General features: G+C 43.0%; 24 protein-coding genes. 7 read left to right on the top strand and 17 right to left on the bottom strand.

What is annotated here, in order from left to right; all coding sequences use genetic code 11:
• Positions 1-13: 13 nt before the first annotated feature.
• From V7783_RS16070 to V7783_RS16055, 4 genes are all read left to right on the top strand, one after another.
• Positions 14-592: a glutathione S-transferase family protein gene (locus V7783_RS16070; RefSeq protein WP_335679579.1), complete on the top strand. Its 579-nt coding sequence runs from the start codon at positions 14-16 to the stop codon at positions 590-592.
• Between the two features lie 16 nt (positions 593-608).
• A complete protein-coding gene (locus V7783_RS16065) occupies positions 609-959 on the top strand; it encodes a DUF2750 domain-containing protein (RefSeq protein ID WP_016709461.1) in 351 nt (116 codons plus the stop codon).
• An 89-nt stretch (positions 960-1,048) separates the two neighbouring features.
• Positions 1,049-1,729 (top strand): hypothetical protein, encoded by a 681-nt coding sequence (locus V7783_RS16060; protein WP_335679578.1) that lies wholly within the window; start codon positions 1,049-1,051, stop codon positions 1,727-1,729.
• 290 nt (positions 1,730-2,019) lie between these two features.
• Positions 2,020-4,590 (top strand): M1 family metallopeptidase, encoded by a 2,571-nt coding sequence (locus V7783_RS16055; RefSeq protein WP_335679577.1) that lies wholly within the window; start codon positions 2,020-2,022, stop codon positions 4,588-4,590.
• Between the two features lie 82 nt (positions 4,591-4,672).
• On the opposite strand, the gene V7783_RS16050 is transcribed toward V7783_RS16055, so the two are convergent.
• On the bottom strand, positions 4,673-5,038 hold the full coding sequence (locus tag V7783_RS16050) for a hypothetical protein (protein WP_335679576.1): 366 nt from the start codon (positions 5,036-5,038) through the stop codon (positions 4,673-4,675).
• A gap of 71 nt (positions 5,039-5,109) precedes the next feature.
• Positions 5,110-5,979 (bottom strand): hypothetical protein, encoded by an 870-nt coding sequence (locus V7783_RS16045; protein WP_335679575.1) that lies wholly within the window; start codon positions 5,977-5,979, stop codon positions 5,110-5,112.
• 115 nt (positions 5,980-6,094) lie between these two features.
• Here V7783_RS16045 and V7783_RS16040 point away from each other — a divergent pair, with 115 nt between their 5' ends.
• The 3 genes from V7783_RS16040 to yjjG all read left to right on the top strand — a co-directional run bounded on the left by V7783_RS16040 (position 6,095) and on the right by yjjG (position 8,321).
• Positions 6,095-6,994: a phosphoribulokinase gene (locus tag V7783_RS16040; RefSeq protein WP_335679574.1), complete on the top strand. Its 900-nt coding sequence runs from the start codon at positions 6,095-6,097 to the stop codon at positions 6,992-6,994.
• A 107-nt stretch (positions 6,995-7,101) separates the two neighbouring features.
• Positions 7,102-7,647 carry an inosine/xanthosine triphosphatase gene (yjjX, locus tag V7783_RS16035; protein ID WP_335679573.1) on the top strand — a complete coding sequence of 182 codons (546 nt, stop codon included), beginning with the start codon at positions 7,102-7,104 and terminating at the stop codon, positions 7,645-7,647.
• Positions 7,647-8,321 carry a pyrimidine 5'-nucleotidase gene (gene yjjG / locus V7783_RS16030; RefSeq protein WP_335679572.1) on the top strand — a complete coding sequence of 225 codons (675 nt, stop codon included), beginning with the start codon at positions 7,647-7,649 and terminating at the stop codon, positions 8,319-8,321. Before yjjX ends, yjjG begins: the two co-directional genes overlap by 1 nt.
• Positions 8,322-8,382: 61 nt before the next feature.
• On the opposite strand, the gene lpxC is transcribed toward yjjG, so the two are convergent.
• The 15 genes from lpxC to rsmH form a co-directional block, all read right to left on the bottom strand.
• The gene (lpxC, locus tag V7783_RS16025; RefSeq protein WP_335679571.1) at positions 8,383-9,294 is read right to left on the bottom strand and encodes a UDP-3-O-acyl-N-acetylglucosamine deacetylase; all 912 of its coding nucleotides are present in this window, start codon (positions 9,292-9,294) and stop codon (positions 8,383-8,385) included.
• A 104-nt stretch (positions 9,295-9,398) separates the two neighbouring features.
• The gene (ftsZ, locus tag V7783_RS16020) at positions 9,399-10,643 is read right to left on the bottom strand and encodes a cell division protein FtsZ (protein WP_335679570.1); all 1,245 of its coding nucleotides are present in this window, start codon (positions 10,641-10,643) and stop codon (positions 9,399-9,401) included.
• 21 nt (positions 10,644-10,664) lie between these two features.
• Entirely contained in the window at positions 10,665-11,897 is a 1,233-nt protein-coding gene (gene ftsA / locus V7783_RS16015; protein WP_016709472.1) for a cell division protein FtsA, read from the bottom strand.
• Complete coding sequence (locus V7783_RS16010) at positions 11,894-12,673, bottom strand: cell division protein FtsQ/DivIB (protein ID WP_335679569.1); 780 nt, start codon at positions 12,671-12,673, stop codon at positions 11,894-11,896. The genes ftsA and V7783_RS16010 overlap by 4 nt, the downstream gene beginning before the upstream one ends.
• A 1-nt stretch (position 12,674) precedes the next feature.
• Positions 12,675-13,595 carry a D-alanine--D-alanine ligase gene (locus V7783_RS16005; RefSeq protein ID WP_335679568.1) on the bottom strand — a complete coding sequence of 307 codons (921 nt, stop codon included), beginning with the start codon at positions 13,593-13,595 and terminating at the stop codon, positions 12,675-12,677.
• On the bottom strand, positions 13,592-15,040 hold the full coding sequence (gene murC / locus V7783_RS16000) for a UDP-N-acetylmuramate--L-alanine ligase (protein ID WP_335679567.1): 1,449 nt from the start codon (positions 15,038-15,040) through the stop codon (positions 13,592-13,594). The genes V7783_RS16005 and murC overlap by 4 nt, the downstream gene beginning before the upstream one ends.
• On the bottom strand, positions 15,041-16,150 hold the full coding sequence (murG, locus tag V7783_RS15995) for an undecaprenyldiphospho-muramoylpentapeptide beta-N-acetylglucosaminyltransferase (protein ID WP_064667863.1): 1,110 nt from the start codon (positions 16,148-16,150) through the stop codon (positions 15,041-15,043).
• Positions 16,147-17,322 carry a cell division protein FtsW gene (gene ftsW, locus V7783_RS15990; protein WP_064667862.1) on the bottom strand — a complete coding sequence of 392 codons (1,176 nt, stop codon included), beginning with the start codon at positions 17,320-17,322 and terminating at the stop codon, positions 16,147-16,149. The genes murG and ftsW overlap by 4 nt, the downstream gene beginning before the upstream one ends.
• The gene (gene murD, locus V7783_RS15985) at positions 17,319-18,644 is read right to left on the bottom strand and encodes a UDP-N-acetylmuramoyl-L-alanine--D-glutamate ligase (RefSeq protein WP_335679566.1); all 1,326 of its coding nucleotides are present in this window, start codon (positions 18,642-18,644) and stop codon (positions 17,319-17,321) included. The genes ftsW and murD overlap by 4 nt, the downstream gene beginning before the upstream one ends.
• A complete protein-coding gene (mraY, locus tag V7783_RS15980) occupies positions 18,645-19,727 on the bottom strand; it encodes a phospho-N-acetylmuramoyl-pentapeptide-transferase (RefSeq protein WP_335679565.1) in 1,083 nt (360 codons plus the stop codon). It lies immediately after the preceding gene.
• Entirely contained in the window at positions 19,721-21,109 is a 1,389-nt protein-coding gene (locus V7783_RS15975; RefSeq protein ID WP_335679564.1) for a UDP-N-acetylmuramoyl-tripeptide--D-alanyl-D-alanine ligase, read from the bottom strand. Before V7783_RS15975 ends, mraY begins: the two co-directional genes overlap by 7 nt.
• Positions 21,106-22,611 carry a UDP-N-acetylmuramoyl-L-alanyl-D-glutamate--2,6-diaminopimelate ligase gene (gene murE / locus V7783_RS15970; RefSeq protein WP_335679622.1) on the bottom strand — a complete coding sequence of 502 codons (1,506 nt, stop codon included), beginning with the start codon at positions 22,609-22,611 and terminating at the stop codon, positions 21,106-21,108. Before murE ends, V7783_RS15975 begins: the two co-directional genes overlap by 4 nt.
• Entirely contained in the window at positions 22,604-24,421 is a 1,818-nt protein-coding gene (locus V7783_RS15965; protein ID WP_335679563.1) for a penicillin-binding transpeptidase domain-containing protein, read from the bottom strand. Before V7783_RS15965 ends, murE begins: the two co-directional genes overlap by 8 nt.
• Positions 24,418-24,744, bottom strand: a complete 327-nt coding sequence (gene ftsL / locus V7783_RS15960; RefSeq protein ID WP_335679562.1) for a cell division protein FtsL — start codon at positions 24,742-24,744, stop codon at positions 24,418-24,420. Before ftsL ends, V7783_RS15965 begins: the two co-directional genes overlap by 4 nt.
• Complete coding sequence (gene rsmH, locus V7783_RS15955; RefSeq protein ID WP_335679561.1) at positions 24,741-25,679, bottom strand: 16S rRNA (cytosine(1402)-N(4))-methyltransferase RsmH; 939 nt, start codon at positions 25,677-25,679, stop codon at positions 24,741-24,743. The genes ftsL and rsmH overlap by 4 nt, the downstream gene beginning before the upstream one ends.
• Between the last annotated feature and the right edge of the window lie 21 nt (positions 25,680-25,700).

Here is a 25,700-nt window from a genome sequence, read left to right as displayed (position 1 = left end):
TACAGGTAAGCATATGCAATTATTAGGCTCAACAACCTCACCATTTGTACGCCGCATTCGTATTTGGGCATTATTAAATCACTGCGAATTGGAGTTTATCAATCTCGATATTTTCGCTGAGCACGATCGCCAATTAATGATCAAAAACAACCCTGCCCGTAAAATTCCGGTGCTAATCACCAAGCAGCACACACTTGCGGATTCAAATAACATTATCCGTTTTTTACTTGAGCAGCATGCTCATCCTCGCCTTAGCTGGCAACAGGAGCACTTACTTAGCACTATTAATGGCTGCAATGATTCGCTTGTTGAACTGTTATTGTGCCAACGCTCAGGCTTTGATACCACACAAGATAAATTATTTTTTAATCTCCAAAACGAACGCATTGCTGAAACATTAAGCTATTTAAATAGTCATTTAACTGATCATGAATTTAAAAGCTGTGAATACTTGTGCATCAGTTTATACTGCTTACTTGATTGGATTTGCTTTCGTGAGCTGGTTGATCTTACTCCATTTAGTAACTTAATTGAGTTTCACCGTTCATACAGTCAACATACTGTCGCACAGCAAACTGATCCTCGAATTTAACATTAAGGGTAAACACATGAGTGATATCGAAATAGAATCAGAACTAGTTAGTTTTGTAGAAAAAGTACGCCTAAGTGAAAAACTATGGGCACTCGGTGCTGAAGATGGCGGTTTTGTGGTTTGTGATTCTAACCAATTTGAAAACACCGATGTACTGCTATTATGGGAAAGTGAAGCTACGGCAAAAGCCCAGTGTAAAGAAGAATGGGCTGATTACAGTCCGCTTGAAATTACCTTAGATGAATTTTTAGATGATTGGGTTGAAGACCTTAAAGAAGATGATGCACTTGTAGGCCTAAACTGGAATGACGATCAAGTCTGTGTTGAAATCGAACCAGTTGGATTAGCACGCGCGTTAAGCGAATAAGCATTATTTAACATTGCTTTAATGCGTTGGTTTATTTCCCGAACACTTGGGTATAAACTAACGCACATATTTACTTTCAGGGTATTACGTTGAAATCCCATCTTGGTCGTCGCCCTTTTTCCGCTATGGAACTACATACGCTTTACCATGGCTATATTTATGGTGATCAACGTCTACCTCGTGAACAAGCAAAACATTGGCATTTTTGGCTGCCATTAATCGCCTATTATAGCGGTGCCTACAGTGACGAAATTGGTCATTTGCAACTGGATGACATCGTTGAACACCAACAGGTATTTTGTTTTCATTTTCATACTCACGGTAAAATTAAGGCGCGTATTGTGCCTATTCATCAAGCCCTGTTTGATGCCGGTTTAAATGACTATATCGCCTTAGTAAAACAACAAAATCACACTCGATTACTATTTGACTTACCTGCAAAATCAGGTCGTTACAGTGAGAAGGTGCGCATTTGGTTCTCTGGTGAAGGAGAACGTGCCGGCTACTTACAAAAGTGTGATATCCCCAGTATCGATCAACTCGGCATGAAAACCGCGGTCAGTAGCTTACGGCTCAATTTTGAGCAGCAAATTCGTATTTATGCCATTCAGGCAAATAATAAAGATGCTTTTAATTATTTGCTTGGCTTTAATGAATACGAGCAGTACGAGTTTAACGACTTAGCACAGCTAAACCACATTACCCAACAGCTTCGCGTGGTTAACCCACAGATCCACTGGCAGCGCTTTGTGCAACGTCACGCAGTTTGACAAACTTTGTTACTAACTAGCTCATTATACCAATCGACTTAAATATTTAACCATTCTAGCACGCTAAATAAAGCGCTAACTGCGTTAGTAATTTTTCATGTAGAACAACTACATGTCAAAATTTCTGCCTTGTTATCACTATATTTTTCTGTCGCTATAAATGGTCAGTAACTTAACACGATTGGTATTACTCATAGATAAAAAAACTGCTAGGATAGAAAAGACGCTGCCAAAGCACTCTTTTTAAAGCTTTGGTACATAACTTCTAACAAGAAAAATCCAGGTGCCCTATGTTTATTAAAAGCCTACTGACTCTGAGCGTGGCCGTTGCTGTCAGTTCAGCCCATGCCAATGAGTTTGTCCTCGAAAAACTCGCCAAACCAAGCTCACAACACGTTTCTTTAACCCTCGACCCTGCTCAAGATACGTTCTCAGGTATGACCGAAATAGCCCTTGAAGTGCTTAAACCAACTAACTATATTGAGCTTAACGGTGTTGACTATGCAGCACAAATGGCAAAATTATTAGGTGATGAAAACTGTGATTTAAGCACTGAAATGCTTAAAACTGGCAAAGTTAAGTTCAGCTGTGAAGAACAGATCCAACCTGGAAAATACACTCTAAAAGTTGATTTTACCGCGCCTTATAACCGCCAAAGTGTTGGTTTATATAAAACCTTAGATCAAGGTGTGCCTTATTTATTTACTCAGTTTGAAATGAGCGATGCGCGCCGTGCTTTTCCGGTATTCGATGAGCCAAGCTATAAAATTCCATTTCAACTAACGATTACAGCGCCTAGTTCACAAAAAGTGTATGCCAACACCCCAGAACTAAAAACCACTGAAAATGGTGAAATGACCACCCACTACTTTGATAAGACACCACCAATTCCATCGTATTTAGTAGCAATGGCAGTGGGTCCATTTGAAGAGCGTGAAGTCAAAGGGATGCCTATTCCAGGGCGAGTGATCACTCCACAAGGTAAAATTCATTTAGGCGCCTACGCCGAGCAAGCAATGCCAAAAGTATTGGCTGCCCTTGAGAATTATTTTGGCATTCCGTACGTATATAAAAAGCTAGATTCAGTCGCGGTGCCAGAGTTTCCATTTGGCGCGATGGAAAATGCAGGTTTAGTGACCTACCGTGAAGATATTTTACTGCTTGATTTAGCCACCGCTACGCGCAGTAAAAAACAACGTAATGTGTCGATTATTGCTCACGAACTTGCTCATCAATGGTACGGTAACTTAGTCACCATGAAATGGTGGAATGACTTATGGCTAAACGAAGCGTTTGCAAGTTGGATGGCAGCCAAAATCACTGCGCAACTTAATCCAGAGTTTGAGTCACATTTAGACCTGCCGCAAAATAATGTTATGGCATTAGATGCGCGTTTAAGCACCAAGCCAATTCGTAAGCCTATTAAAACTGAAGCTGATATCATGGATGGCTTAGGGCTTGCTTACAGCAAAGGTAGCTCAGTACTAGCGATGGTTGAAAACTGGATTGGCGAAGAGGCATTCCAACAAGGTATTCAAGCATATTTAAAAGAGTTCTCTTATAAGAATGCGGAAGCGGCTGATTTATGGCAAGCACTTGGTAAAGCATCAAACAAAGATGTAGCAAGCGTATTAAAGTCGTTCATCGAACAGTCTTCATTCCCACTTGTTAAAGTGACTCAGCAAGGTAAAACGCTGAGCATTAATCAAAGCCGCTTTACTAATGCAGGAGTTGACGCGCCAGCACAGCTTTGGAATGTACCTGTAGCAATAAAATACGGTGCAGGCGACAAAGTTAAAACCGCTAATGTATTACTAAGTAAAGCCAACCAAACTGTTGAGCTTGAATTTGAGCCAGAGTGGATTTATCCAGATCAAGGCGCCTTGGGTTATTACCGCTGGGTAATGGATGATAAACAATTTGCTTCACTAATTGAGCATGCAGCCGAGTCACTCACTGTGCGTGAGCGCTTAGCGTTGCTCTCTGCCGCTGATGCATTATTGGATGCCGGTGTTATTTCAGCAGCCCATTTAATGCAAACGTTAGAAGTATTCGTAAGTGATAAACACCCTCGCGTTGCCAACACTGCACTAGGGTATTTAGCTGCGCAAAAACGTACTTTTGAAGATGAAAGCAACCAAGACCTGTGGCCTGAATTTATTCGTAAAAGCATCATGCCTGCAGCAAAACAATATGGTTTAACTGCGAAAGTCGATGAAGATGCTGCCATTGCACAATTGCGTACGCAAGTAGTGACCCGCTTAGGCTTTGATGGTGAAGACAAAAGCGTGATAAACACCGCCAAAGCACAAGCCCGTGTATACTTAAACAATCCTGAAAAAGTTGATCCATACTTAGCATCAACTTACTTAAATTTAGCGGCATTTCATGGTGACCAGAACTTACTTGATGCCTATATAAATACCTTTAAAACCACTAAAGATCCGCAAGTGCGCACAAAAATGCTCGCTGCAATGAGTTACTTTGGTAAAGCAGAGCTGCAAACTAAAGTGTTAAATTACAGCTTAACTGACGATGTTACTGCATCAGATATGCGTACGATCATGTCGGGTCAAATGTATAGCAAACCCCGTGAAAGCTTATTTATCAATTGGGTATATGAAAATTACGATAAAGTAGCGGCTAATTTGCCACCTTTCTTTGTGCCTAACCTACCTTACTTTACAACTTCAGGTTGTAGTGCAAGCAGCTTAGCGAAAACGCAAAGCTTCTTTATGAGTAAAATTGCTGACGAACCAGGTTATGCGCGTACTTTAAGTAAACTTGAAGAAAGCGTGAATAATTGTATCTCACTTAAAGAGCGTGAATTAGATTCTGTTAATAGCTTCTTAAAACGTTAATTTATATATCAACAAAAACGGCAAGCCAGTGGCTTGCCGTTTTTTATATCTATTACTTAGCTTTACTATCAATAAGCTCAAGCTAGCCGTTAATAATTTTGATGAGTGAAGTGATAAATTCTTTCGCGCCTTCAACGCTGCTCATTTTAAAACCAATACCATAGTGAATTGGGTTGGTGCTTTTAAATATACGAGTTGGAAAGCGAGTCATCTCACTACTATGAAAAAAACCTGCGATGCGGCTAACACCCTCTATTTTATTAAAATCATCACTAAAAACTTCTAACGCAGGGCGAAGTACTAACTTAGCTTGCCCCCCTTCTATATGCAGATAAATAGCTTCTTTTGATTTAGGTAACATGTATTCAGTAATGTTTTTAATTTTAAAATTGCTGCGGCATTCTAATGCTATTAGTTGCTCATTGATTTGCTCTGGACTAGCTGACATTATTATCCTTGTTTCTCATTAGGCTGTTAGCTGTAAACTACAGTACAGCTAAGTTCTTGCAAAGTATTATCTTATTTAGCACATACAAAGGCGAGCTGTTCATTTAAATAGCTCATACGGGTAATATGACTATCGCAGTAAGGCGTTAAATCAAGCCACAGTGAAACCGGTTCTGGGTTAGTTAACCGGCGTTGGTAGACACGGCCACCGACGGCATAAATAACCGTGTTAGCGTCTTTAAATGCGTAATCTTGCACATGCTGTGGTAAACGAAACAGATCAGTTACGGCATCTTGTCGCGGATCATAACTGGCTAACCAGTGCTGGTTTGCTTTGTTATAACTAAATGTATAAGCCCCAAGAGTCTGGTTGAAAGTCAATGTACGCCCTATATTCTGCGCAACAACCTTAGGCTTCGCCGCTGCTACTTGAGTATATTGTAAGGTATGAGGTTCGCCTAAAATAAACATTACCATGTCATTTTTAGCTCCCCAAGCATGGTAACCAACTGGCTCTACCCACTCAAAAATACGACTCGGTGTTATGTTATGATCAAACGGGTATTGCCATAATTTTTGCTTTCCATCAGCCTCAACCACAATTGCTGAAAGTGCATCACCAGTTGGGGTTAACGTTGGCGAGTATTCACTGACAGGCGTATTTGTTAAGTTTACAACTTGCTGATTACTAAAATCATAAAAAGCCAGATCGGTTTGGCTTTGACCATCGATTAGCACTTCTTTGGTAAAATAAATACCACTTTGAGTAAGTAACGGTTGGTTATTATAAACATCATTATTAGTTATACGGCTTACTTGTAACCCGTATTCCGTGTTAAGTTTAGCAAGCAGAATTTCGCTCTTTGGCATCGCTGCCAAAGCTGTATAAGGGGTAGTTACAAGGGTGGCAACTAAACTTAACCAAGGTGAAATCAATTTCATGTGGGTCTCTCGTTATTATTCTCACTCTATAATAGCGTTAATTAACTCCCTCTGTCACTTGACCTACTCTACTAAGCCCTTTATAAATGACTAGACCATAATAACGAGAACAATTATGTCAGCTAAACACCCTATTATTGCGATCACTGGTTCATCTGGTGCAGGTACTACCACCACGACAAGTGCTATTAAGCATATATTTCGTAGTCTTAATATTGAGGCCGCATTTATAGAAGGCGACAGTTTTCATCGCTATACTCGCCCTGAGATGGATAAAAAAGTTCGCGAAGCACAGCAAGAAGGTAAGCACATAAGTTACTTTGGTCGTGAAGCGAATGATTTTGCCGCTCTGGAAAGCTTATTCAGCACCTATGGCGACACTGGCGCAGGTAAGTTACGCCGTTATTTGCACACTTTTGATGAAGCAGTACCATACAATCAATTGCCCGGTACGTTTACGCCGTGGCAAGAATTAGAGGCAAGTACTGATATTTTATTCTACGAAGGGCTGCATGGTGGCGTTGTCGATGAAAATCATGACGTAGCAAAACATGTTGATTTACTCATTGGCATGGTGCCAATTATTAACCTTGAGTGGATCCAAAAACTGATCCGCGATACTTCTGAACGTGGTCACTCTCGAGAAGCCGTAATGGGCTCAATTGTGCGCAGTATGGATGATTACATTAATCACATTACGCCACAGTTCTCACGCACGCACATAAACTTTCAACGTGTACCAACTGTTGATACTTCCAACCCATTTAGCGCAAAAGATATTCCATCGCTTGATGAAAGCTTTGTGGTTATTCGTTTTCGTGGCATAGATGACGTCGATTTCCCGTATTACCTACGTATGATTGAAGGCAGCTTTATGTCACGGATCAACACCTTAGTTGTACCAGGCGGAAAAATGGGACTTGCCATGGAGTTAGTATTAACACCACTTATCAAAGATATCATCCTTAAAAAGCGCGCGCTTGCCGAATTAGCCCCGGTTGATTTACCAATTTAAGCTCAAGGTTAATTTATTTAGCTACTGCCCAGCTGATCAGAAAACTCCCTTGCTGAAATAAATAGCTTATGTAAACTGCTGACTTCATCATAAAAGGAGATGTCAGCATGGCACAATCATTACGCATTCTTGTTGGTTCAAAAAATCCGGTTAAAATAAATGCCGCACGCAGTATTTTCTCTCTCTACTATCCTGATATGACAATTGATTGCCAAGGGATTGATGCGCCTTCACAAGTACCAGATCAACCAATCGGTGAAGATGAAACCCGTATTGGCGCAGAAAACCGTGTACTACATTGTCAACAGCATCACCAAGCAGATTATTACGTAGCAATGGAAGGTGGTGCTGAGCAGTTTAGTTATGGCCCAGCAACCTTTGCATTTGTGGTGATCGCCAACACCCACCAGCGCGCAATTGGTCGCAGCAGTAACTTGCCTTTACCACCAAGCCTGTATAACGCGTTATTACAAGGCAAAGAACTGGGTGATGTGATGGATAGTGCATTTAATACCACCAACATCAAACAGCAAGGTGGAGCAATCGGCTTATTAACCAATCATATTGCCACCCGAGAAAGTACCTACACCCAAGCACTCACTCTTGCCATGGCGCCTTTTTTACACCCTGCACTTTATGCTAAGGAAGTTTAATGAAATATACCCACGTATTATTTGACGCCGATGAAACACTATTCAGTTTCAATGCCTTCGCGGGCTTAAACAGAATGTTCTCCAATTACGGTGTGGATTTTACTGACAGTGATTACCAACATTACCAAGTAACCAATAAATCACTGTGGCTTGCCTATCAAGACAATAAAATCACAGCGTCGCACTTACAAATAACACGTTTTAGTGAGTGGGCAGCTAAACTAAACGTGCCAGCTCAAACACTCAATGATGATTTTTTAACAGCAATGGCTGAAATTTGCCAGCCCTTACCTGGTGCTGTAGAGCTGCTCACTAAACTTAAACCTCATGCGAAGCTTGGTATCATTACTAATGGCTTTACGCAGTTACAAGCCCGTCGCTTAGCGCACACGGGATTAAAAGATATGTTTCATTGGCTGGTTATCTCAGAGCAAGTAGGGATAGCAAAGCCTGCTGTAGAAATCTTTGACCACACATTTGAGCTTATGGGTAACCCTGCTAAAGAGCATATTTTAATGGTCGGTGATACTGCCAGTAGTGATATTCTCGGTGGTATGAATGCAGGTATAGATACCTGTTGGTTACAGCACCCAAATATAGAGTTACCTGCTGATATAAAGCCAACCTACCAAGTAACTGAACTGGTGCAGTTACAAAGGCTTTTAGGCTTGTAGAAAAAGCAAAAAAATGACGCTATTAAGCGTCATTTTTTATAACTGTGGTAAGCGGTTGCGATTAAGCTATCGCTACTTCTAGGCCCGGTGCTGGCATAGTAACTGGGGTATCAAATGTAGCCCATTCCCATGCTGACTCAGTTGCCATAATTTTACGCAGTAACTTGTTGTTTAAGTCATGGCCTGACTTATAGGCAGTAATTTTGCCTAAAATGTTGTGACCTGTCATAAACATGTCACCAACACAGTCTAGAATCTTATGCTTAACAAACTCATCGCTGTAACGCAGACCGTTAGGATTAAGTACTTTAAACTCATCCAATACTACCGCGTTATCCATGCTGCCACCTAAAGCTAGGTTGTTGGCATGCATATATTCAATGTCTTTCATAAAACCGAAAGTACGCGCGCGGCTAATTTCTTCAGTGAAGCTTTGTGCCGTAATATCTAAACCGATACGTTGGCGGCTTTCATTAATTGCCGGGTGGTCAAAAGCAATTTCAAAGTCGATATGGAAACCATCATAAGGTTCGATCTCGGCCCATTTATCGCCTTCTTCAATACGTACTTTCTCTTTAATACGAATAAAGCGCTTAGCCGCATTTTGCTCTGCAATGCCGCCTTTTTGTAACAAATATATGAATGGTAATGCACTACCATCCATAATTGGCACTTCTGAGCTATCTAATTCAACGATCAGATTATCAATACCCATTGCCGCTACTGCCGCAATAAGGTGCTCAGTCGTAGATAAGCGAACGCCATCTTTGTTAGTTAAACAGGTACACAATTGCGTATCGCCAACGGCTTCAGGCGTTGTTTCAAAATCAACAACCGGATCAAGGTCGACACGACGAAATACAATCCCAGTATTTGCGCTCGCAGGTCGGAGAGTTATTGTGACCTTCTCACCTTTATGAAGTCCAATTCCTATGGCTTTGACTATTTCTGCAATCGTACGCTGTTTAATCATAGCTTCGCTCACTTATAGTTACAGTTAGACTACCGATTGTATCACATATACGACCAGCTGCCAAATTCGATTACTTTTCAAGCAAAATAATTTTATTTATTTGCTTAATCGGCCTGTTTTCTTAAAAATGCAGGGATGTCGAAATAATCGCCACCTTCTGATTTATCAGACTTTTTACTGCTTTCACTCGTTTTTGATAAACTACTATTACTTTGCGTTGTCATGCTTGACTCATGTTTTTCAACACTGGGTGCAGCGGTTACTTCTTCACTGCTACCTTGGCTGGCAAAACTTGGCACATACATGCTGCTTGTTTGGCCTGCTGAACCGCTAACATCAGAGCCTGATGCTTTTTTAAAGCCGTTATCAACAATACCAAACTGTGGACGACGATCGCCACCTAAGCCAGTAGCAACAACCGTTACACGTAATTCATCAGTCATTTCAGGGTCAATCACGGCACCCACAACAACCGTCGCGTTTTCTGACGCTAGTGCTTTAACGTGGTTACCAACAATTTCAAATTCTTCAATCGCGATATCCATACCGGCGGTGATATTAACCAAGATACCTTTAGCACCTGTTAAATCAACGTCTTCAAGTAATGGGCTTGAGATAGCGGCTTCTGCTGCTTCTTGTGCACGATCAGGACCAGACGCTGACGCTGTGCCCATCATGGCAGTACCCATTGCTGACATTACTGTACGTACGTCGGCGAAATCCACGTTGATCAAACCAGAACGAGTGATCAGTTCCGCAATACCTTGTACCGCACCAAATAGCACATCATTCGCTTTAGCGAACGCATCTAATAGTGTAGTCCCTTTGCCTAATACTTTAAGCAATTTATTGTTAGGAATTGTAATAAGAGAATCTACAATTTCTGACAATTCGTTAATACCTTGTTCAGCCGCTGCAGCACGCTTTTTACCTTCAAAATCGAACGGACGCGTTACTACTGCTACAGTTAGAATGCCTAACTCTTTAGCTATTTTTGCAACCACAGGTGCAGCACCAGTACCAGTACCACCACCCATACCAGCGGCGATAAATACCATATCGGCCCCTTCAAGGCTGGCACGAATAGTTTCCGCATCTTCTTCTGCTGAATTACGGCCGACTTCAGGATTTGCCCCAGCACCTAAACCAGAGGTGATCTGCGTGCCTAGCTGTACGGTAATATCTGCCGATGAATTACGTAATGCTTGTGCATCCGTATTGGCAGCAATAAAACGTACGCCTTCAATTTGTTGCTTAACCATGTGCTCGACTGCGTTACCGCCGCCACCGCCCACGCCAATTACTTTTATGACAGCTTCTTCGCTGTGTTGTTCCATCATATCAAACATGTTTACTCTCCGACTTGAGTATTAAAACTCGCCTTGGAACCACTTCGTAATACGGTTCCACCAATTGTTATCGCCTTCAGGTTTCGATTTTTGTGCATTCATCGATTGCATTGTGCGGCCATACTGTAATAAGCCCACCGCCGTTGCATATGAAGGGTCATCTACATAATCAGTCAAACCAACCATCCCGATTGGTTTGCCTATTCTCACTGGCATCTGGAAGATGTCTTCTGCCACTTCCATCGCGCCAGCCATTTTAGCACTACCGCCAGTAATGACGAGTCCTGCTGCAATTTGGTCTGCTAATCCTGAACGATGAATTTCTTCCATCGCCAGTTCAAATAATTCTCTAAAACGTGGCTCAACCACCTCTGATAAGGTATGACGCGACATTAATCGCGCAGGTCTACCGCCAACACTTGGTACTTCTATTGTCTCTTCGCTGCTGGCCATTTGGCTACTTGCACACGCGTATTGTACCTTGAGTGATTCAGCATGTGATATCGGTGTACGAAATATTTTTGCAATATCGCCCGTCACTTGATTACCCGCTACAGGGATAACAGCTGAATGACGCAGCGCACCATTGATATAAATGGTGATATCCATAGTGCCGCCGCCGATATCGAGTACCGCAACACCGAGTTCTTTTTCATCATCGGTTAATACCGAGTAACACGAAGCAAGCGCAGTGAAAATCAGTTGATCAACCTCAAGACCACAACGCTCTACACATTTTTCAATGTTTTTCGCCATATCGTTTGAGCAAGTAATGATGTGAGCACGGGCTTCCATTCGTACGCCACTCATACCACGCGGGTTTTTAATCCCTTCTTGCATATCAATACTGTATTCTTGCGGTAGCGCATGGAGCATTTTTCGCTCAGCCGAAACCGGTACTGAACGAGCAATATGAATTACATTCTCAATATCTTCGTCGGTGACTTCGGTGTTATTGATTGCCACCACACCACTTTCGTTTTGACATTGAATATGTTTACCCGAAATCCCCAAATACACAGAGCTGATACGGCAATCAGCCATCAGCTCTGCTTCATCGATTGCACGACGAATAGACTCAGACACTAAATTAAGATCGTTTACGCCGCCTTTATCCATACCATGGGATACTTGGCTGCCAACCCCAACAATGCTGAGTTTGTTATCTGCGGTGATTTCACCAACCGTGGCCACTACTTTTGAGGTGCCAACGTCTAATCCAATCACGAGGTTTCTTTCTGCTGACTTAGTCATGCCTTACTCTTATTTTGTAATTGCGCTTCTTCCAGGAGCTTCCAGCTCACCGCAAGGCCGGTATCATACCGTAAATCCACTACATCTACTTGTGCATCTGCACGTTTTTCCATCCGCGGGTAAACATCGATAAACCGCTGTACCCGCTTAGCTTTCTCTTTGCGCCCTAATTTAAGGCGAATACCGTTATCAAGCCATAATTGCCATGAGAATCGCTCCGACAATGCCAAACTCGTTAACTTCAAATTGTTCACTTTAAGCATGTCATCAAACTGCTTAAAGGCGCCCCATGCTTCAAGCTCGCTACCTTCAGGGCCATAAAGTTGAGGCAATTGCTCTGCGAGCTTATCGCTACTGGCTTCAAACACTTCACCGCTTTGGTTCAGTAATAAATCACTGTTCCAAATAGCCACTGCGTGATGCTCAACCACATACACTTGTAATGTATCTGGCCACTGTTTACGCACTGATGCTGTTGCAACCCATGGCAAGTCCTGAACTAAATGCTGTATTTTTTTTACATCTAAATCAAAAAAACTCGATAAGTCGGCTTTTTTAATCGCACTAATAATCGCTTTTTCGTCGGTATACTGAGGCTTACCCAATACCGATAAATGCTTTATTTGTGCGTCTTTATTTTCAACCAACCACTGCCTAACGCCACTGGTGATTTGCACTATGCTAAAAACCACAACCAGAAAAAAACTTACTCCAAAAATCAGCGACCAATTTAGTTGCTGTTTTAATTGTTGCGCTTTTTCCAAAAAGGGATGCATATTAAAGTGTTTGCCCCAAAATGCGAACAACTAATTGTTCAAAGCTTGCGCCATTTGCTTTCGCAGCCATTGGCACTAATGATTTTTCGGTCATACCAGGTACGGTATTTACTTCTAATAAGTAAAAGTTGCCATCAGCATCTTGCATAGCATCAACGCGTCCCCAACCACTAGCACCTACTAATTCAAATGCTTGTAGTGCCATTGTTTGTAACTTTTGCGTATCACTTGCTGATAAATCAGCAGGACAATGGTATTGCGTGGTATTTGATTGATATTTAGCTTGGTAATCGTAAAAACCATTCGGTGTGGTCATTTCAATAACTGGCTGTACATCATCGCCTAAAATTGCCACGGTAAATTCACGGCCTGTTATCCACTGCTCTACTAACACTTGGCTATCAAATTTAAATGCTGCCGCTAATGCATCTTCTAGCTCTTGTGCGTTATTAGCTTGTGCCATACCGATACTTGAGCCTTCATGTGAGGGTTTAACCATCACTTTTTTAAGCTCATCCATAATCGTATTCGCATCAAAACCATATTTATTATCAACAACCGCATACGGCGCAGTACTCAAACCTGCTGATTTAAATAAATGCTTACAGCGAATTTTATCCATCGCCAGCGCTGAACCTAAAACGTTACTACCGGTATACGGTAAGCCCATAAATTCTAATGCGCCTTGAATAGTACCATCTTCACCGCCTCGGCCATGCAAAGCAATAAAAACACGCTCAATACCTAATTCTTTTAATTGCCATAATGGCTGTTCTTTTGGATCAAACGCGATGGCATCAACACCAGCATTTTGCAATGCGTTCAATACGGCTTGCCCTGATTTTAGTGATACTTCGCGCTCTGCTGAGTTACCGCCGAGCAACACCGCCACTTTGCCAAATTGTGTGTTTAATTGCGTCATACCTTTACCTGCTTAAGTTGCTCAATTGATAGCGATGTCGCTGCCAATGTTTTTACTAATTGACCAATATTACCAGCGCCTTGGGTTATAACTAAATCATTATCTTGCAATGTATCAGCTAAAACCCCAGCAAGCTCTGAGCTACTAGCTACATGCAATGGTTCTTTACCGCGCTGGCGTAAACTGCGGCACAGGCTCTTACTATCCGCACCAACTATTGGCTCTTCACCGGCGCTGTACACATCCAGTAGTAGTAGTTGATCAACATCGGCAAGTACTTTTACAAAGTCTTCATATAAATCACGTGTACGCGTAAAACGGTGCGGTTGATAAATCATCACTAAGCGCTTATCAGGCCAACCCTCGCGAATTGCAGCAATGGTCGCTGCAACCTCTGAAGGATGATGGCCATAATCATCAACTAACATCACTTTGCCACGCTCGTTTTCATAGTCACCATAATGCTGAAAACGACGGCCGATACCTTCAAATTTCTGCAATGCTTCTAAAATTGCATGGTCGGCAATTTTTTGATCTTTTGCCACAGCAATGGCGGCGGTTGCGTTTAACGCATTATGTTTACCCGGCATATTTAAATGCACAGTTAACTCATCACCTTGCTTGTTACGTACTTTAAACTGACTGGTATTAGCTGTTTGGCTAAAGTCAGTCATACGGTAATCGGCGTCAACCGTTTCACCGTAAGTGATCACTGGGCGAGCAAAGCGTGGGATAAGCTCTGCCGCCACTGCTGAGTCAATACACACCACGGCTAGGCCATAAAACGGTAGGTTATGAATGAAATCCACATAAGTGTCTTTCATTTTTTCTAAGCTACCGCCGTAGGTATCCATGTGATCTTCTTCAATATTGGTGATCACCGATACCATAGGTTGTAAATGCAAGAACGACGCATCACTTTCATCAGCTTCGGCGATTAAAAAATCACTTTTGCCCACCTTGGCATTACTGCCAGCACTATTTAGTAAGCCACCTATTATAAACGTTGGATCAAGCCCTGCTTGAGCATAAATACTGGCAATTAAACTGGTTGTTGTGGTTTTGCCATGCGTGCCTGCAATGGCAATACCGTGGCGAAAACGCATTAACTCGGCCAACATTTCTGCACGACGTACCACAGGAATACGTGCAGCTTTTGCCGCAATGATCTCAGGGTTAGCCTCATCAATCGCACTCGATACCACCACTACGCTGGCATCTTTTACATTACTTTGATGGTGACCAATAAACACTTCGGCGCCAGCTTGGATCAAACGTTCAGTCATTGCACTGTGCGCTATATCAGAACCGGTAATACGGTAGCCCTCAAAAGCGAGTACTTCGGCAATCCCTCCCATCCCTGCGCCACCAATACCAATAAAGTGGATGGTGTTAATACGGCGCATTGCCGGACGAGTACTTTTCTCTGTTGACGTTTCTTTCACTTAATAATCTCTTTTTTCTGTAACTTGCTGTGCAGGTGGAGCAACACCGGCCGCATCCATACAATGCCATGCGACATTAGCGGTAGCGTCAAGTGTTGCCAGCTGTTTTGCATTATCAGCAAGTTCACTAATTAATTCTGGTTTGGCTAAATATGGGCGTAATAGTTCAACAATACTCTGTTCGTTAAACTGCCCCTGCGGCATTAATAATGCAGCTTTGCCATCGACTAAAAACTTTGCATTGGCGGTTTGATGATCATCCACCGCATGAGGAAATGGTACAAACACCGCCATTTTGCCAGCTGCGGCAATTTCGCTGACAGTTAAAGCACCAGCGCGGCAAACTACAATATCAGCCCAGCCGTATGCGGTATCCATATCATCAATAAACTCTGCCACTTTCGCTTGCTCAACACTAAAACCTTGTTGCTGGTATGCAAGTGTTACTGAGCCAAGCTGTCCTTTACCTGTTTGATGCCAAACATTAAGTTGAAAATCATCATTTAGCTGCTTAAATGCCGCAGGTAATGTTTGATTTAGTACTTGTGCGCCCAACGAGCCACCAACAACTAGTATGTTTACAGGCGTAGATGCCACGCGTGTTGCCACACTCGCCACACTAGCACGTACTGGATTACCGACAACGTCGCTGCGACCTGCTGCAAATGCTTGCGGAAATGCCGCCAATACCTTATTAGCAACCTTAGCGAGGTATTTATTACTCATACCTGCTACCGCATTTTGCTCATGGATCACCAATGGAATTCCTAAGCTTTTTGCAGCCATACCGGTTGGCCCTGTTACATAGCCCCCCATTGCAAGCACAACATCTGGACGTTGTTTTTTTAATACTTTACGTGCTTGTAAAATCGCATTTATAACCATAAATGGTGCTTTTACTAACCGCGCAAGGCCATTGCCTCGCACACCTTTAACATTAATAAAATCAATATCAATGCCATGCTTTGGAACCACTTGCGCTTCCATACGGTCGGCCGTGCCAATCCAACTAACCTGCCAACCTTGTTGCTTTAAGTGATCTGCCACTGCAATACCAGGAAAGATATGCCCACCCGTGCCACCAGCAACAACGACTAATTTTTTGCTCATCGCTTACCTCCGCGAGATGTTGCTTGTTTAGTGGCCATTTTAGTTTCAAAATCCACTCGTAATAAAATAGCTGCCGCTATGGTCATGATAAGTAAGCTAGAGCCACCATAAGACACAAACGGTAAGGTGAGGCCTTTGGTTGGTAAAATACCGGCACTTGCGCCCACATTCACCATGGTTTGAAACGCAAACCAAATACCAATCGCGAATGCAAAATAGCCTTCATACTCTTTGCCGCACTTTAATGCTTGTTGACCAATTAATAAGGCTCTAAATACAAAGGTGCCAAATACCATCAAAATGCTCACGATGCCGATAAAGCCGAGCTCTTCGCCTATAACGGCAAAAATAAAGTCATTATGGGCTTCTGGTAAGTATTGTAATTTTTGTACGCTGTTACCTAAACCTTGACCAAACCAGCCACCTTGGCTGTAAGCCATTAACGATTGCACTAACTGATAGCCTTTACCAAATGGGTCATCCCAAGGTTCTAAAAAGCCCACCACTCGCGCCATACGATACGGCTCAATAATGATCAGTAAAACGACCAAGCCAATACCCGTTAAGATCAATACAAAAAACTGCCATAACTTAGCACCAGCTAAAAATAATAACCCTACCGTGGTGACAAACATCACAACGACAGTCCCTAAGTCGGGCTGCAATAAAATTAATGCCGCGTACACTGCAAATACCGCAATAGGTTTAGCAAAGCCTTTAATGTTCTCTTGTACTTCTTCGCGCTTACGCACTAAATAACCAGCGATATAGCTGAAAAAAAACAACTTAGCCGCTTCAGCAACTTGAAAGCCAATCGGACCTATTGGGATCCAACGTTTTGCACCGTTTACCTCACGTCCGACAATAAGCACAATAATCAACAGCACCATGCCGAGCATTAATAAATAGGGGTTAGAGCGCTTCCACCATGTCATAGGCACACAGCAAGTGATCCAAAACAACACAAAACCCATCGCCAAAAACATGCTGTGGCGAATAATAATATGATACGGATTATCAAACAGCCGATCGGCAGTGGGCATAGAGGCACTGGTCACCATTACGAATCCCAAACCGATGAGCATAATCACGCAATACAGTAGAGGTACATCATAAAGCTGCGCCGATGGTTTAGGGGTCAACGTGTCACGAATATCAGCAAACGCAATCATAGCGCCTCCGCTAAAACACATTGACTAAAGTGATCACCACGTTGCATGTAATTGTTATACATATCGATGCTGGCACAAGCAGGTGCAAGCAAAACAATATCGCCGGCTGTGGCTAGTTGCTTGGCAAGCGCAACCGCTTGTTCCATGTTATTTGTTAAGTGTCCTTTGTCGCTCAACGCAACCAAAGCTTTGGCATCTTTACCAAAACAAATTAACGCTTTAACTTGTTGCTGCAAATACGGCTTTAAACTATCAAGATCCGCGCCCTTAGCATCGCCTCCGGCAATAACCACGAGTTGCTGAGCTTGATCCGCTAAGCTTTCTATCGCCGCAATGGTCGCTCCGACATTAGTGGCTTTAGAGTCATTAAAGTATTTAACGCCCGCTTGCTCTGCTACAAACTGACAACGATGAGGCAAACCAGTAAATTCACCAAACGCCTGCGCATATTGTGCTGGGGTAATATCAAACGGGCTAAGTAAAGCCATAACCGCCAAGGCATTAAGCTGATTGTGACGACCCACCACAACTAAACTGCTCACCGGTAACAGTGGCGTACTTTGATAACTAAAGTACTGCTCGCCTTGGTGCGACATTAAACTGTAGTCACCGCTGTCTAAGCCAAAGCTCAGCTGTGGCATGACTTGGCTATGCGTTGCCGCATCAGCGCTATTAACTACTGCCAGTGCCGTATTGGCATAAATCGTTTGTTTGGATTCTATGTATGCTTGATAACTGGCATATCGATCTAAGTGATCTTCTGAAACATTCAGTACCGTAGCGCTTATTGGTTTTAAGCTACGTGTGGTATCAAGTTGAAAACTTGATAACTCTAATACATAAACATCAAAATCATCGTTTAATAAGTCCAGCGCTGCGGTGCCAATATTGCCACCAAGGCCGACTTTATAACCGGCGCTTTTTAGTACTTGATAGGCTAGCGTCACCACCGTTGATTTACCGTTAGAGCCAGTTACTGCCACCACAGGTTTATCAGTTAAGCGGGCAAATAATTCAATATCACCAATTACTTCCACGCCAGCTTGCAGTGCCGAGACAACTGCTGGCAGGGTCAAGCTTAGGCCTGGGCTGATAATGATCATATCAGCACTATCAAGCTTTGCCGAAGCTAGATCACCAAAGTGCGTATTTAAATTTGGGGCATGTTGTTGCAACCAATCACAACCTGGTGGCGATTGGCGGCTATCAACTACATTCGGTGTCAAACCTTGAGACAATAAAAAACGCACAATGCCCAGACCGGTTACACCGAGTCCGAGCACTGTTAGTTGTTTATTTTTTATCTCGTTTAAATACGTCATTTACCTGATCTTTAATGTCACTAGGCCAGCAAGTACTAGCACGATAGAAATAATCCAAAACCGCACGATCACACGAGGCTCTGGCCAACCTTTTAATTCATAATGGTGATGAATGGGCGCCATTCTAAAAATTCGTTGACCGCGTAATTTATAAGAGCCAACTTGTAAAATGACTGATAACGCTTCCATCACGAACACGCCACCCATAATGATTAGTATCAATTCTTGGCGCACCAATACTGCAATAATTCCCAGCGCACCACCTAATGCCAGTGAGCCTACATCGCCCATAAATACTTGCGCAGGGTATGTGTTAAACCATAAAAAGCCCAAACCAGCACCAACAATGGCAGTACATACCACCACTAATTCGCTAGCCAGTGGTAAATGTGGAATATGTAAATAAGCAGAGAAGTTCACGTTACCAGTAAGATAAGCAATAATAGCCAATGCCGCAGCCACCAAAATAGTTGGCACTATGGCTAAACCATCAAGGCCATCTGTTAAGTTAACGGCATTCGATGTACCCACAATGACAAAATAAGTCATAACTATGTAGAACAAGCCTAATTGCGGTAACACATCTTTAAAAAATGGCACCACAAGTGAGGTTTCATTGGCGTGATTAGCGCTAAAAAATAACGCACATGCAACGACTAACGCGATCACTGATTGCCAAAAATATTTCCACTTCGCGATAAGCCCTTTTGGATCTTTACGGATCACCTTGCGGTAGTCATCAACAAAGCCAACAATTCCTAAAGAGCCAATCACAAACAAGGTAGCCCAAACATATTTATTCGCTAAATCAGCCCACAGCAAAGTGCTGGTAAAAATGGAGGCTAAAATTAAAATGCCCCCCATCGTGGGTGTACCTTTTTTAGAGAGGTGAGATTCAGGTCCATCGTTACGAACTACTTGGCCAATTTGCATTCTTTGCAACGCACGGATCAATTTAGGGCCAAAATATAAAGAAATTAATAGTGCCGTTAAAATACCAAATACAGCACGCACCGTTAGGTACGAAAACACATTAAAAGCGCTGTAATATTGAGTTAAATATTCGGCCAGCCAAACTAACATTGAGATACTCCATTGCGGCCAATTTGCTGGCTGTTAACTAAATCTTGTACTAATAATTCCATTCGAGAACTGCGTGATCCTTTCACGACGATAGTGGTTTTTTGTGCTGAATCAGTTAACTCTGCTTGCAACTGTTGCAACAGTTCCTCACGGCTTGAAAAGTGCCGCTGTGGTTTAGCAAATTCATCACTTGCGTATTGACTTAATACACCTAAGCTATACAGCTCATCGATACCTTGTTGTTTGGCATACACGCCAACTTGTTGATGATAAAGTGCGGCTTCATCACCTAGTTCGCCCATATCACCTAAGGCCAAAATACGCTTACCTTGTAGATCTCGTAAAAGGTCTATTGCGGCCTTAACTGACTGCACGTTGGCATTATAGGTATCGTCAATCACGGTTAAGGTGTCATTAACTGGAATTATATTTACTCGGCCCTTCACTTCAGCCATGCTTGCAAGTGCACTGGCAATCGCCTCAAGCGATACCCCAAACTCACTAGTCAGTGCTGCTGCAATCAGCGCATTAGTAATATTATGACGACCAGGCAGTGCAAGCGTTACTGGCACACGTTGTTGCTCAGTACAGATATAAAAGGAAGCATGTGCTTGTGCATCTAAGCTGATATCTTCAGCCCAAATATCCAATTTTGCAGTGCTTGATAAACACTTAACTTTGCGCCCGGCAAGCTTACTAAGCCAGCCGTCGCTAAATTCACTGTCACAGTTAACAATCGCAGTGCCGTGCTGTTTTAAGCCGTCGTAGATTTCACTTTTAGCGGTAGCTACGCCCTCAAGCGAGCCAAAGCCTTCAATATGCGCTGCTGCTACATTACATACTACAGCCACATCGGGTTTGGTCATCGCAGCGGTGTATGCAATCTCACCAAGATGATTAGCACCCAGCTCGATAACGGCATACTTGTGCTGTGGTTCAAGGCGTAACAAAGTCAATGGCACGCCAATATCGTTATTAAAATTGCCATTAGTTGCAAGTACATCACCGTGAGCGGCTAAAATAGCGGCGCACATTTCTTTTACTGTGGTTTTACCCACACTACCGGTGATTGCAATAGTTTGCGGGGCGACACTGGCCATAACTGCAGCGCCTATTTCGCCAAGCGCAATGCGCGTATCGTTAACTAAAAACTGGGGAATATCAACGGCAACTTTTTGACTCACAATGGCTGCGATTGCGCCTTTGTCTTTCGCTTGTTGTAAAAATTTATGGCCATCAAAATTAGGGCCTTGCAGCGCTAAAAACACCTCACCCGCGCAAACTGTACGAGTATCTGTATTAATATTTTTTACGGGTTGATTATCACCTTGATAATCGGTTGCCAGCACTTTCGCCAGCCAATCAAAATCCATAGGGATCATAACTGCGATCCTCTGAGTTGTTGTTCTTGTAAATCTAGCTTTTGTGCTTGTTGTAAGTGCTGCTGAACAAACTTTCGATCGCAAAAATCAATCCGTTGCGTACCAATGATTTGATAATTTTCATGGCCTTTACCCGCAATTAACACCACGTCTTGGGCATTTGCATTATCAATAGCAAAGGCAATAGCAGCGGCACGATCCGCTTCTAAATGGACTTTCTCTGGTTGGCTAAAACCAGCGGCAACATCTTTAATGATCTGCCACGGATCTTCACTACGTGGATTATCACTGGTGACAATAAGTTGATCGGCATATTGCTCAGCTGCTTTTGCCATCATCGGGCGCTTGCCTTTATCGCGGTCGCCACCACAGCCAAATACACAACTTACGCCACCTGGCACATGTTGTTGTAATGCTTGCAGTGCCAATGCTAAGGCATCAGGTGTGTGAGCATAATCAACAATACACGTTGGTTGATTTGGCGCGCTAAATGCCTGCATCCGACCCGCAACAGGTTGTAAACTGGCACAGCCAGCAGCTAGTTTCTCAAGCGGATAACCCATACCCAGTAACGTAGCCATGGCTGCGGCTAAATTATATAAATTAAACTCGCCAAATAATGGACAAGTGATGGCAATATCACCCCAACTTGTGGTTAATTGTGCCGAAATGCCGGTTTTATGATAATTAACATCAGTAAAATAAACAAACCGCGCATTTTTAGGCACTAACGCTTTACGGCCATAACATACTAAGTTACTAAAATCGTACTGCTCTAGCCATTGTTGTACTTGGCTGTCATCTTGATTGAGTACCACCAATTGCGCATCAAAGTCGCGCATTAGCATGAGTTTCGCGTCAGCGTAACTTGCCATATCACCGTGGTAATCTAAATGATCGCGGGATAAGTTAGTAAACACCGCCGCTTTAAAGTGGGTATTAGCAACACGCTGTTGCACAAGTCCATGGGATGATACTTCCATCGCCACTAAGTTATTATTTTGCTCAGCCAATTGCGCTAATATTCTTTGTAAATCAACACACGATGGCGTGGTGTTAAGTAATTCAGTTAAATTATCTGGCTGGCCATAACCTAATGTGCCGATAACCGCTGATTGGGTGTCGCAAAACTTAGCTAAATGAGCAAGCATTGCAGTGGTGGTTGACTTACCATTAGTGCCAGTCACACCTATCACATCTAAATGCTTACTTGGCTGCTGATAGAAATGGCTCGCTAATGCGGGTAGCTTTTTATCCAAGTCAGTAATTAAATACAGCGGATCGAAATCCGATTCAAACTCACATAAACGATCGGCAATAACTGCCACAGCACCATTATTAATGGCTTGCTGGATAAAATGCCCACCATCTAACTGATGACCTTTAATCGCTACAAACACGTCTCCAGGGGTGACATCGCGGCTATCTAGACGCAAATGTTTTACTAGCAAGCTTGCAGCTGCCACTTCTATTTTTTGTAAAATTATTTTTAAATCACGCATCATCATCTATGCCCTTCACGTAGGCAACCGAGCCTTTATCAGGCGCTACGTTTAAAATTCTTAATGAATTAGAAATTATTTCAGCAAACGCCGGCCCTGCCGTTGCGCCGCCGTAATAAACATCTCCACCGGGCTCATTAATTAATACTACTACAGCTAAACGTGGGTTACTGGCAGGTGCTAAACCAGCAAAATAACCAACATACTCATCCCCATAACCACCTACGGCGGCTTTTTTAGAGGTGCCTGTTTTTCCTGCTGCGCGATAGCCATCGACCTTTACACGTCTCGCTGTACCATCGTCTTCAAATACGCTTTCCATCATATGTACAACAGCTTCAACATCTTTTTGTTGAAATATTCGTTCACCTTCAGGAATACCCTCTTGCTTTAAGATTGTAAGTGGACGATTCACACCGCCAGCACCTAGCATGGCGTAAAAACGTGCCATTTGAGCGGTGCTTACTGCAAGGTTATAGCCAAATGATAAGGCTGCTATTTCATGATCAGACCAACGTCGATTTGGATAAAACAAACCACTGCTTTCTCCCACCATACCGGTGCCTGTATCTGAGCCGAAGCCCACTTTTTGGAATAACCCAACAAAGTAATCCTTCGGCACTGTTTGACTAATTTTCGTCACGCCCATATTACTGGAGTACTTTAAAATCTCACGCAGCGTCATTTCGCCGTGGTTACGCGTATCTGACACTAAACTACCGCCTAATCGCATCCAGCCTGGATAAGTATCAATTTTATCATCCGGTTGAATTGTGCCGTAGTCTAAGCCAGCTAAAATGGCTAGAGGCTTAACGGTTGAGCCTGGTTCGAACAAATCAGTAATTGCGCGATTACGGCGCTTATGTGGCGCTGCATCATTTAAATTATTGGGATTAAAAGAGGGGCTGTTAACCATAGCTAACACTTCACCGGTTTTTACATCCACAACCATTGCAGAGCCAGACGTTGCTTTATAGGTAAGCACAGCTGATTTAACCGCTTTATAAGCGATTGCTTGAATACGTTGGTCGATACTGAGTTGGATATTTTCAGGCTCAATACGTTCACGCTCATCAAGCACTTCTACTTCACGCCCTTGTGCATCTTTACGAATAGTACGACGCCCTTCAACACCGGTTAATGCGCTTTCATACAGTTTTTCGATGCCTTCAATCCCTTTACCGTCAATATTGGTAAAGCCAAGTACATGCGCAGTTACTTCTCCAGCAGGATAGTAACGTTTTGATTCATCTAATAAATGAATACCTGGTAGGCGTAAATCACCAATATAATTGGCAACGGCTGGGGTTACTTGGCGTTTTAAATACACAAAACGGCGGCTGGCATCATCACGTAAACGGCCATTTATTTTTTTCGGTTCAATACGCAGTACATCAGCAAGTTCGCGCCAACGTAAGTCATTTTTGTAATACTCGCTAATGCGCTGGTCAAGCAATGCTGTATTTTCAGCTAACGCTTTATCGTCTTCGCCGTTTTTACGCGCCTGTTTAAGTACTTTGCCACGCAATGATTTATGCAATGCTTTAGGATCAGCATACACACTCACTACTGGCACACTCACCGCCAGCTCTTTACCATGGCGGTCAAAAATCATCCCACGCTGCACATGCAATTTTTCAACCCGCACGGTACGCTTATTACTTTCTGAACGTGCTTTATCAGGCTCGATAACTTGTAAGTACGCGGCACGTGACACCAAGGTTACAAAAACGAGCAGCACAACAGAGCACACCAGCATAAAGCGCCATGTGATCAAACTATTGACTGGTTTTTTCCCTCTGCTTCTCATGGCAGTACTATCACCTGTTCATCTTGGCTGGTAGGCCGTTTCATCTCAAGTTGCATGGTGGCAATTTCTTCAATGCGCGCATGCTGCGAATAAAACTCTTCTTCAACTAATAAATAACGCCACTCTAAATCCAGCTCATCACGCTCTTGCAGCAACTGATCTTGTTCAATCAGCTCTTGGCGAGCAAAGTGGGTGACCTGCACCACACTCAAACTTGATGCAAATATCACAACCAACAAGGCCGAGGTAAGCTTATTTGCTCCTAGGCCTTTGAGTATTTCTACAAATAAATTGGGCTGTCGATGACTCGCTTTTGGCTTCATCCCAATCTCTGAGCCACTCTAAGTACTGAACTACGTGAACGTGGATTACGCTCAATTTCAGCTTGGCTTGGCTTAATAGCTTTACCCACTGCTTTTAACGTTAGATTTTGATTTATTTGTGCATCAGTTAAAGGCAGACCTCTGGGTAATGCTGCTCCCTTACTCTGTTTTTTAATAAACTGTTTAACAATACGATCTTCAAGTGAGTGAAACGAAATCACCACTAAACGGCCACCAGGTTTTAACACCGCTAAGGCAGCTTGTAATGCCGTTTGAATCTCTTCTAACTCGCTATTGATATAAATGCGGATCGCTTGGAAAGTACGCGTAGCAGGATGCTTAAACTTATCCTTTACAGGCACAGCTTCATCAACTAATTCTGCGAGCTGTTTAGTCGTTGTGATCGGTGTATGCGCACGTACTTCCAATACTTTGTGAGCAATACGACGACCAAATTTTTCTTCGCCGTAGGTTTTGATCACATGCACGATGTCTTCAAGCTCAGCTTCAGCTAACCATTGCGCTGCGCTGCGACCACTAGTTGGGTCCATACGCATATCGAGTGGCCCGTCTTTCATAAAACTAAAACCACGCTCGGCATCGTCTAGTTGCGGGGATGACACACCGATATCTAACAAAATACCATCCACCTTACCTAACAGATCGTTTTCCTGCGCTACTTCGTACAAGTTAGAGAAACGTGTATGCGCAATAGCAAAACGGCTGTCGTCTGCAAATTTTTCAGCTGACTTAATGGCCTGTGGATCTTGATCGATCGCTTGCAACCGACCATGTTCACCAAGGCGCGCCAAAATTTGTCCAGAATGTCCGCCACGGCCAAATGTACCATCCATGTAGATGCCGTCTGGCTTAATTGCTAGCGCATCGATGGTTTCGTCCATTAGTACGGAAATGTGTTCAAATTGCGCTGTCATTAGCTATTGTTTGCCTTTTTA

This window comes from Pseudoalteromonas sp. (assembly GCF_036960685.1).
Lineage (GTDB): Bacteria > Pseudomonadota > Gammaproteobacteria > Enterobacterales > Alteromonadaceae > Pseudoalteromonas.
Note: the sequence above shows the minus strand (reverse complement) of the source record. Positions and strands in the feature narration are given on the sequence as shown.

Excerpts from the sequence above, each read along its gene's own strand:
- V7783_RS16070 (WP_335679579.1), top strand. The coding sequence starts at position 14 with ATGCAATTATTAGGCTCAACAACCTCACCATTTGTACGCCGCATTCGT.
- V7783_RS16065 (WP_016709461.1), top strand. The coding sequence starts at position 609 with ATGAGTGATATCGAAATAGAATCAGAACTAGTTAGTTTTGTAGAAAAA.
- V7783_RS16055 (WP_335679577.1), top strand. The coding sequence starts at position 2,020 with ATGTTTATTAAAAGCCTACTGACTCTGAGCGTGGCCGTTGCTGTCAGT.
- V7783_RS16050 (WP_335679576.1), bottom strand. The coding sequence starts at position 5,038 with ATGTCAGCTAGTCCAGAGCAAATCAATGAGCAACTAATAGCATTAGAA.
- V7783_RS16045 (WP_335679575.1), bottom strand. The coding sequence starts at position 5,979 with ATGAAATTGATTTCACCTTGGTTAAGTTTAGTTGCCACCCTTGTAACT.
- V7783_RS16040 (WP_335679574.1), top strand. The coding sequence starts at position 6,095 with ATGTCAGCTAAACACCCTATTATTGCGATCACTGGTTCATCTGGTGCA.
- yjjX (WP_335679573.1), top strand. The coding sequence starts at position 7,102 with ATGGCACAATCATTACGCATTCTTGTTGGTTCAAAAAATCCGGTTAAA.
- yjjG (WP_335679572.1), top strand. The coding sequence starts at position 7,647 with ATGAAATATACCCACGTATTATTTGACGCCGATGAAACACTATTCAGT.
- lpxC (WP_335679571.1), bottom strand. The coding sequence starts at position 9,294 with ATGATTAAACAGCGTACGATTGCAGAAATAGTCAAAGCCATAGGAATT.
- ftsZ (WP_335679570.1), bottom strand. The coding sequence starts at position 10,643 with ATGTTTGATATGATGGAACAACACAGCGAAGAAGCTGTCATAAAAGTA.
- ftsA (WP_016709472.1), bottom strand. The coding sequence starts at position 11,897 with ATGACTAAGTCAGCAGAAAGAAACCTCGTGATTGGATTAGACGTTGGC.
- V7783_RS16010 (WP_335679569.1), bottom strand. The coding sequence starts at position 12,673 with ATGCATCCCTTTTTGGAAAAAGCGCAACAATTAAAACAGCAACTAAAT.
- V7783_RS16005 (WP_335679568.1), bottom strand. The coding sequence starts at position 13,595 with ATGACGCAATTAAACACACAATTTGGCAAAGTGGCGGTGTTGCTCGGC.
- murG (WP_064667863.1), bottom strand. The coding sequence starts at position 16,150 with ATGAGCAAAAAATTAGTCGTTGTTGCTGGTGGCACGGGTGGGCATATC.
- ftsW (WP_064667862.1), bottom strand. The coding sequence starts at position 17,322 with ATGATTGCGTTTGCTGATATTCGTGACACGTTGACCCCTAAACCATCG.
- murD (WP_335679566.1), bottom strand. The coding sequence starts at position 18,644 with ATGACGTATTTAAACGAGATAAAAAATAAACAACTAACAGTGCTCGGA.
- mraY (WP_335679565.1), bottom strand. The coding sequence starts at position 19,727 with ATGTTAGTTTGGCTGGCCGAATATTTAACTCAATATTACAGCGCTTTT.
- V7783_RS15975 (WP_335679564.1), bottom strand. The coding sequence starts at position 21,109 with ATGATCCCTATGGATTTTGATTGGCTGGCGAAAGTGCTGGCAACCGAT.
- murE (WP_335679622.1), bottom strand. The coding sequence starts at position 22,611 with ATGCGTGATTTAAAAATAATTTTACAAAAAATAGAAGTGGCAGCTGCA.
- V7783_RS15965 (WP_335679563.1), bottom strand. The coding sequence starts at position 24,421 with ATGAGAAGCAGAGGGAAAAAACCAGTCAATAGTTTGATCACATGGCGC.
- ftsL (WP_335679562.1), bottom strand. The coding sequence starts at position 24,744 with ATGAAGCCAAAAGCGAGTCATCGACAGCCCAATTTATTTGTAGAAATA.
- rsmH (WP_335679561.1), bottom strand. The coding sequence starts at position 25,679 with ATGACAGCGCAATTTGAACACATTTCCGTACTAATGGACGAAACCATC.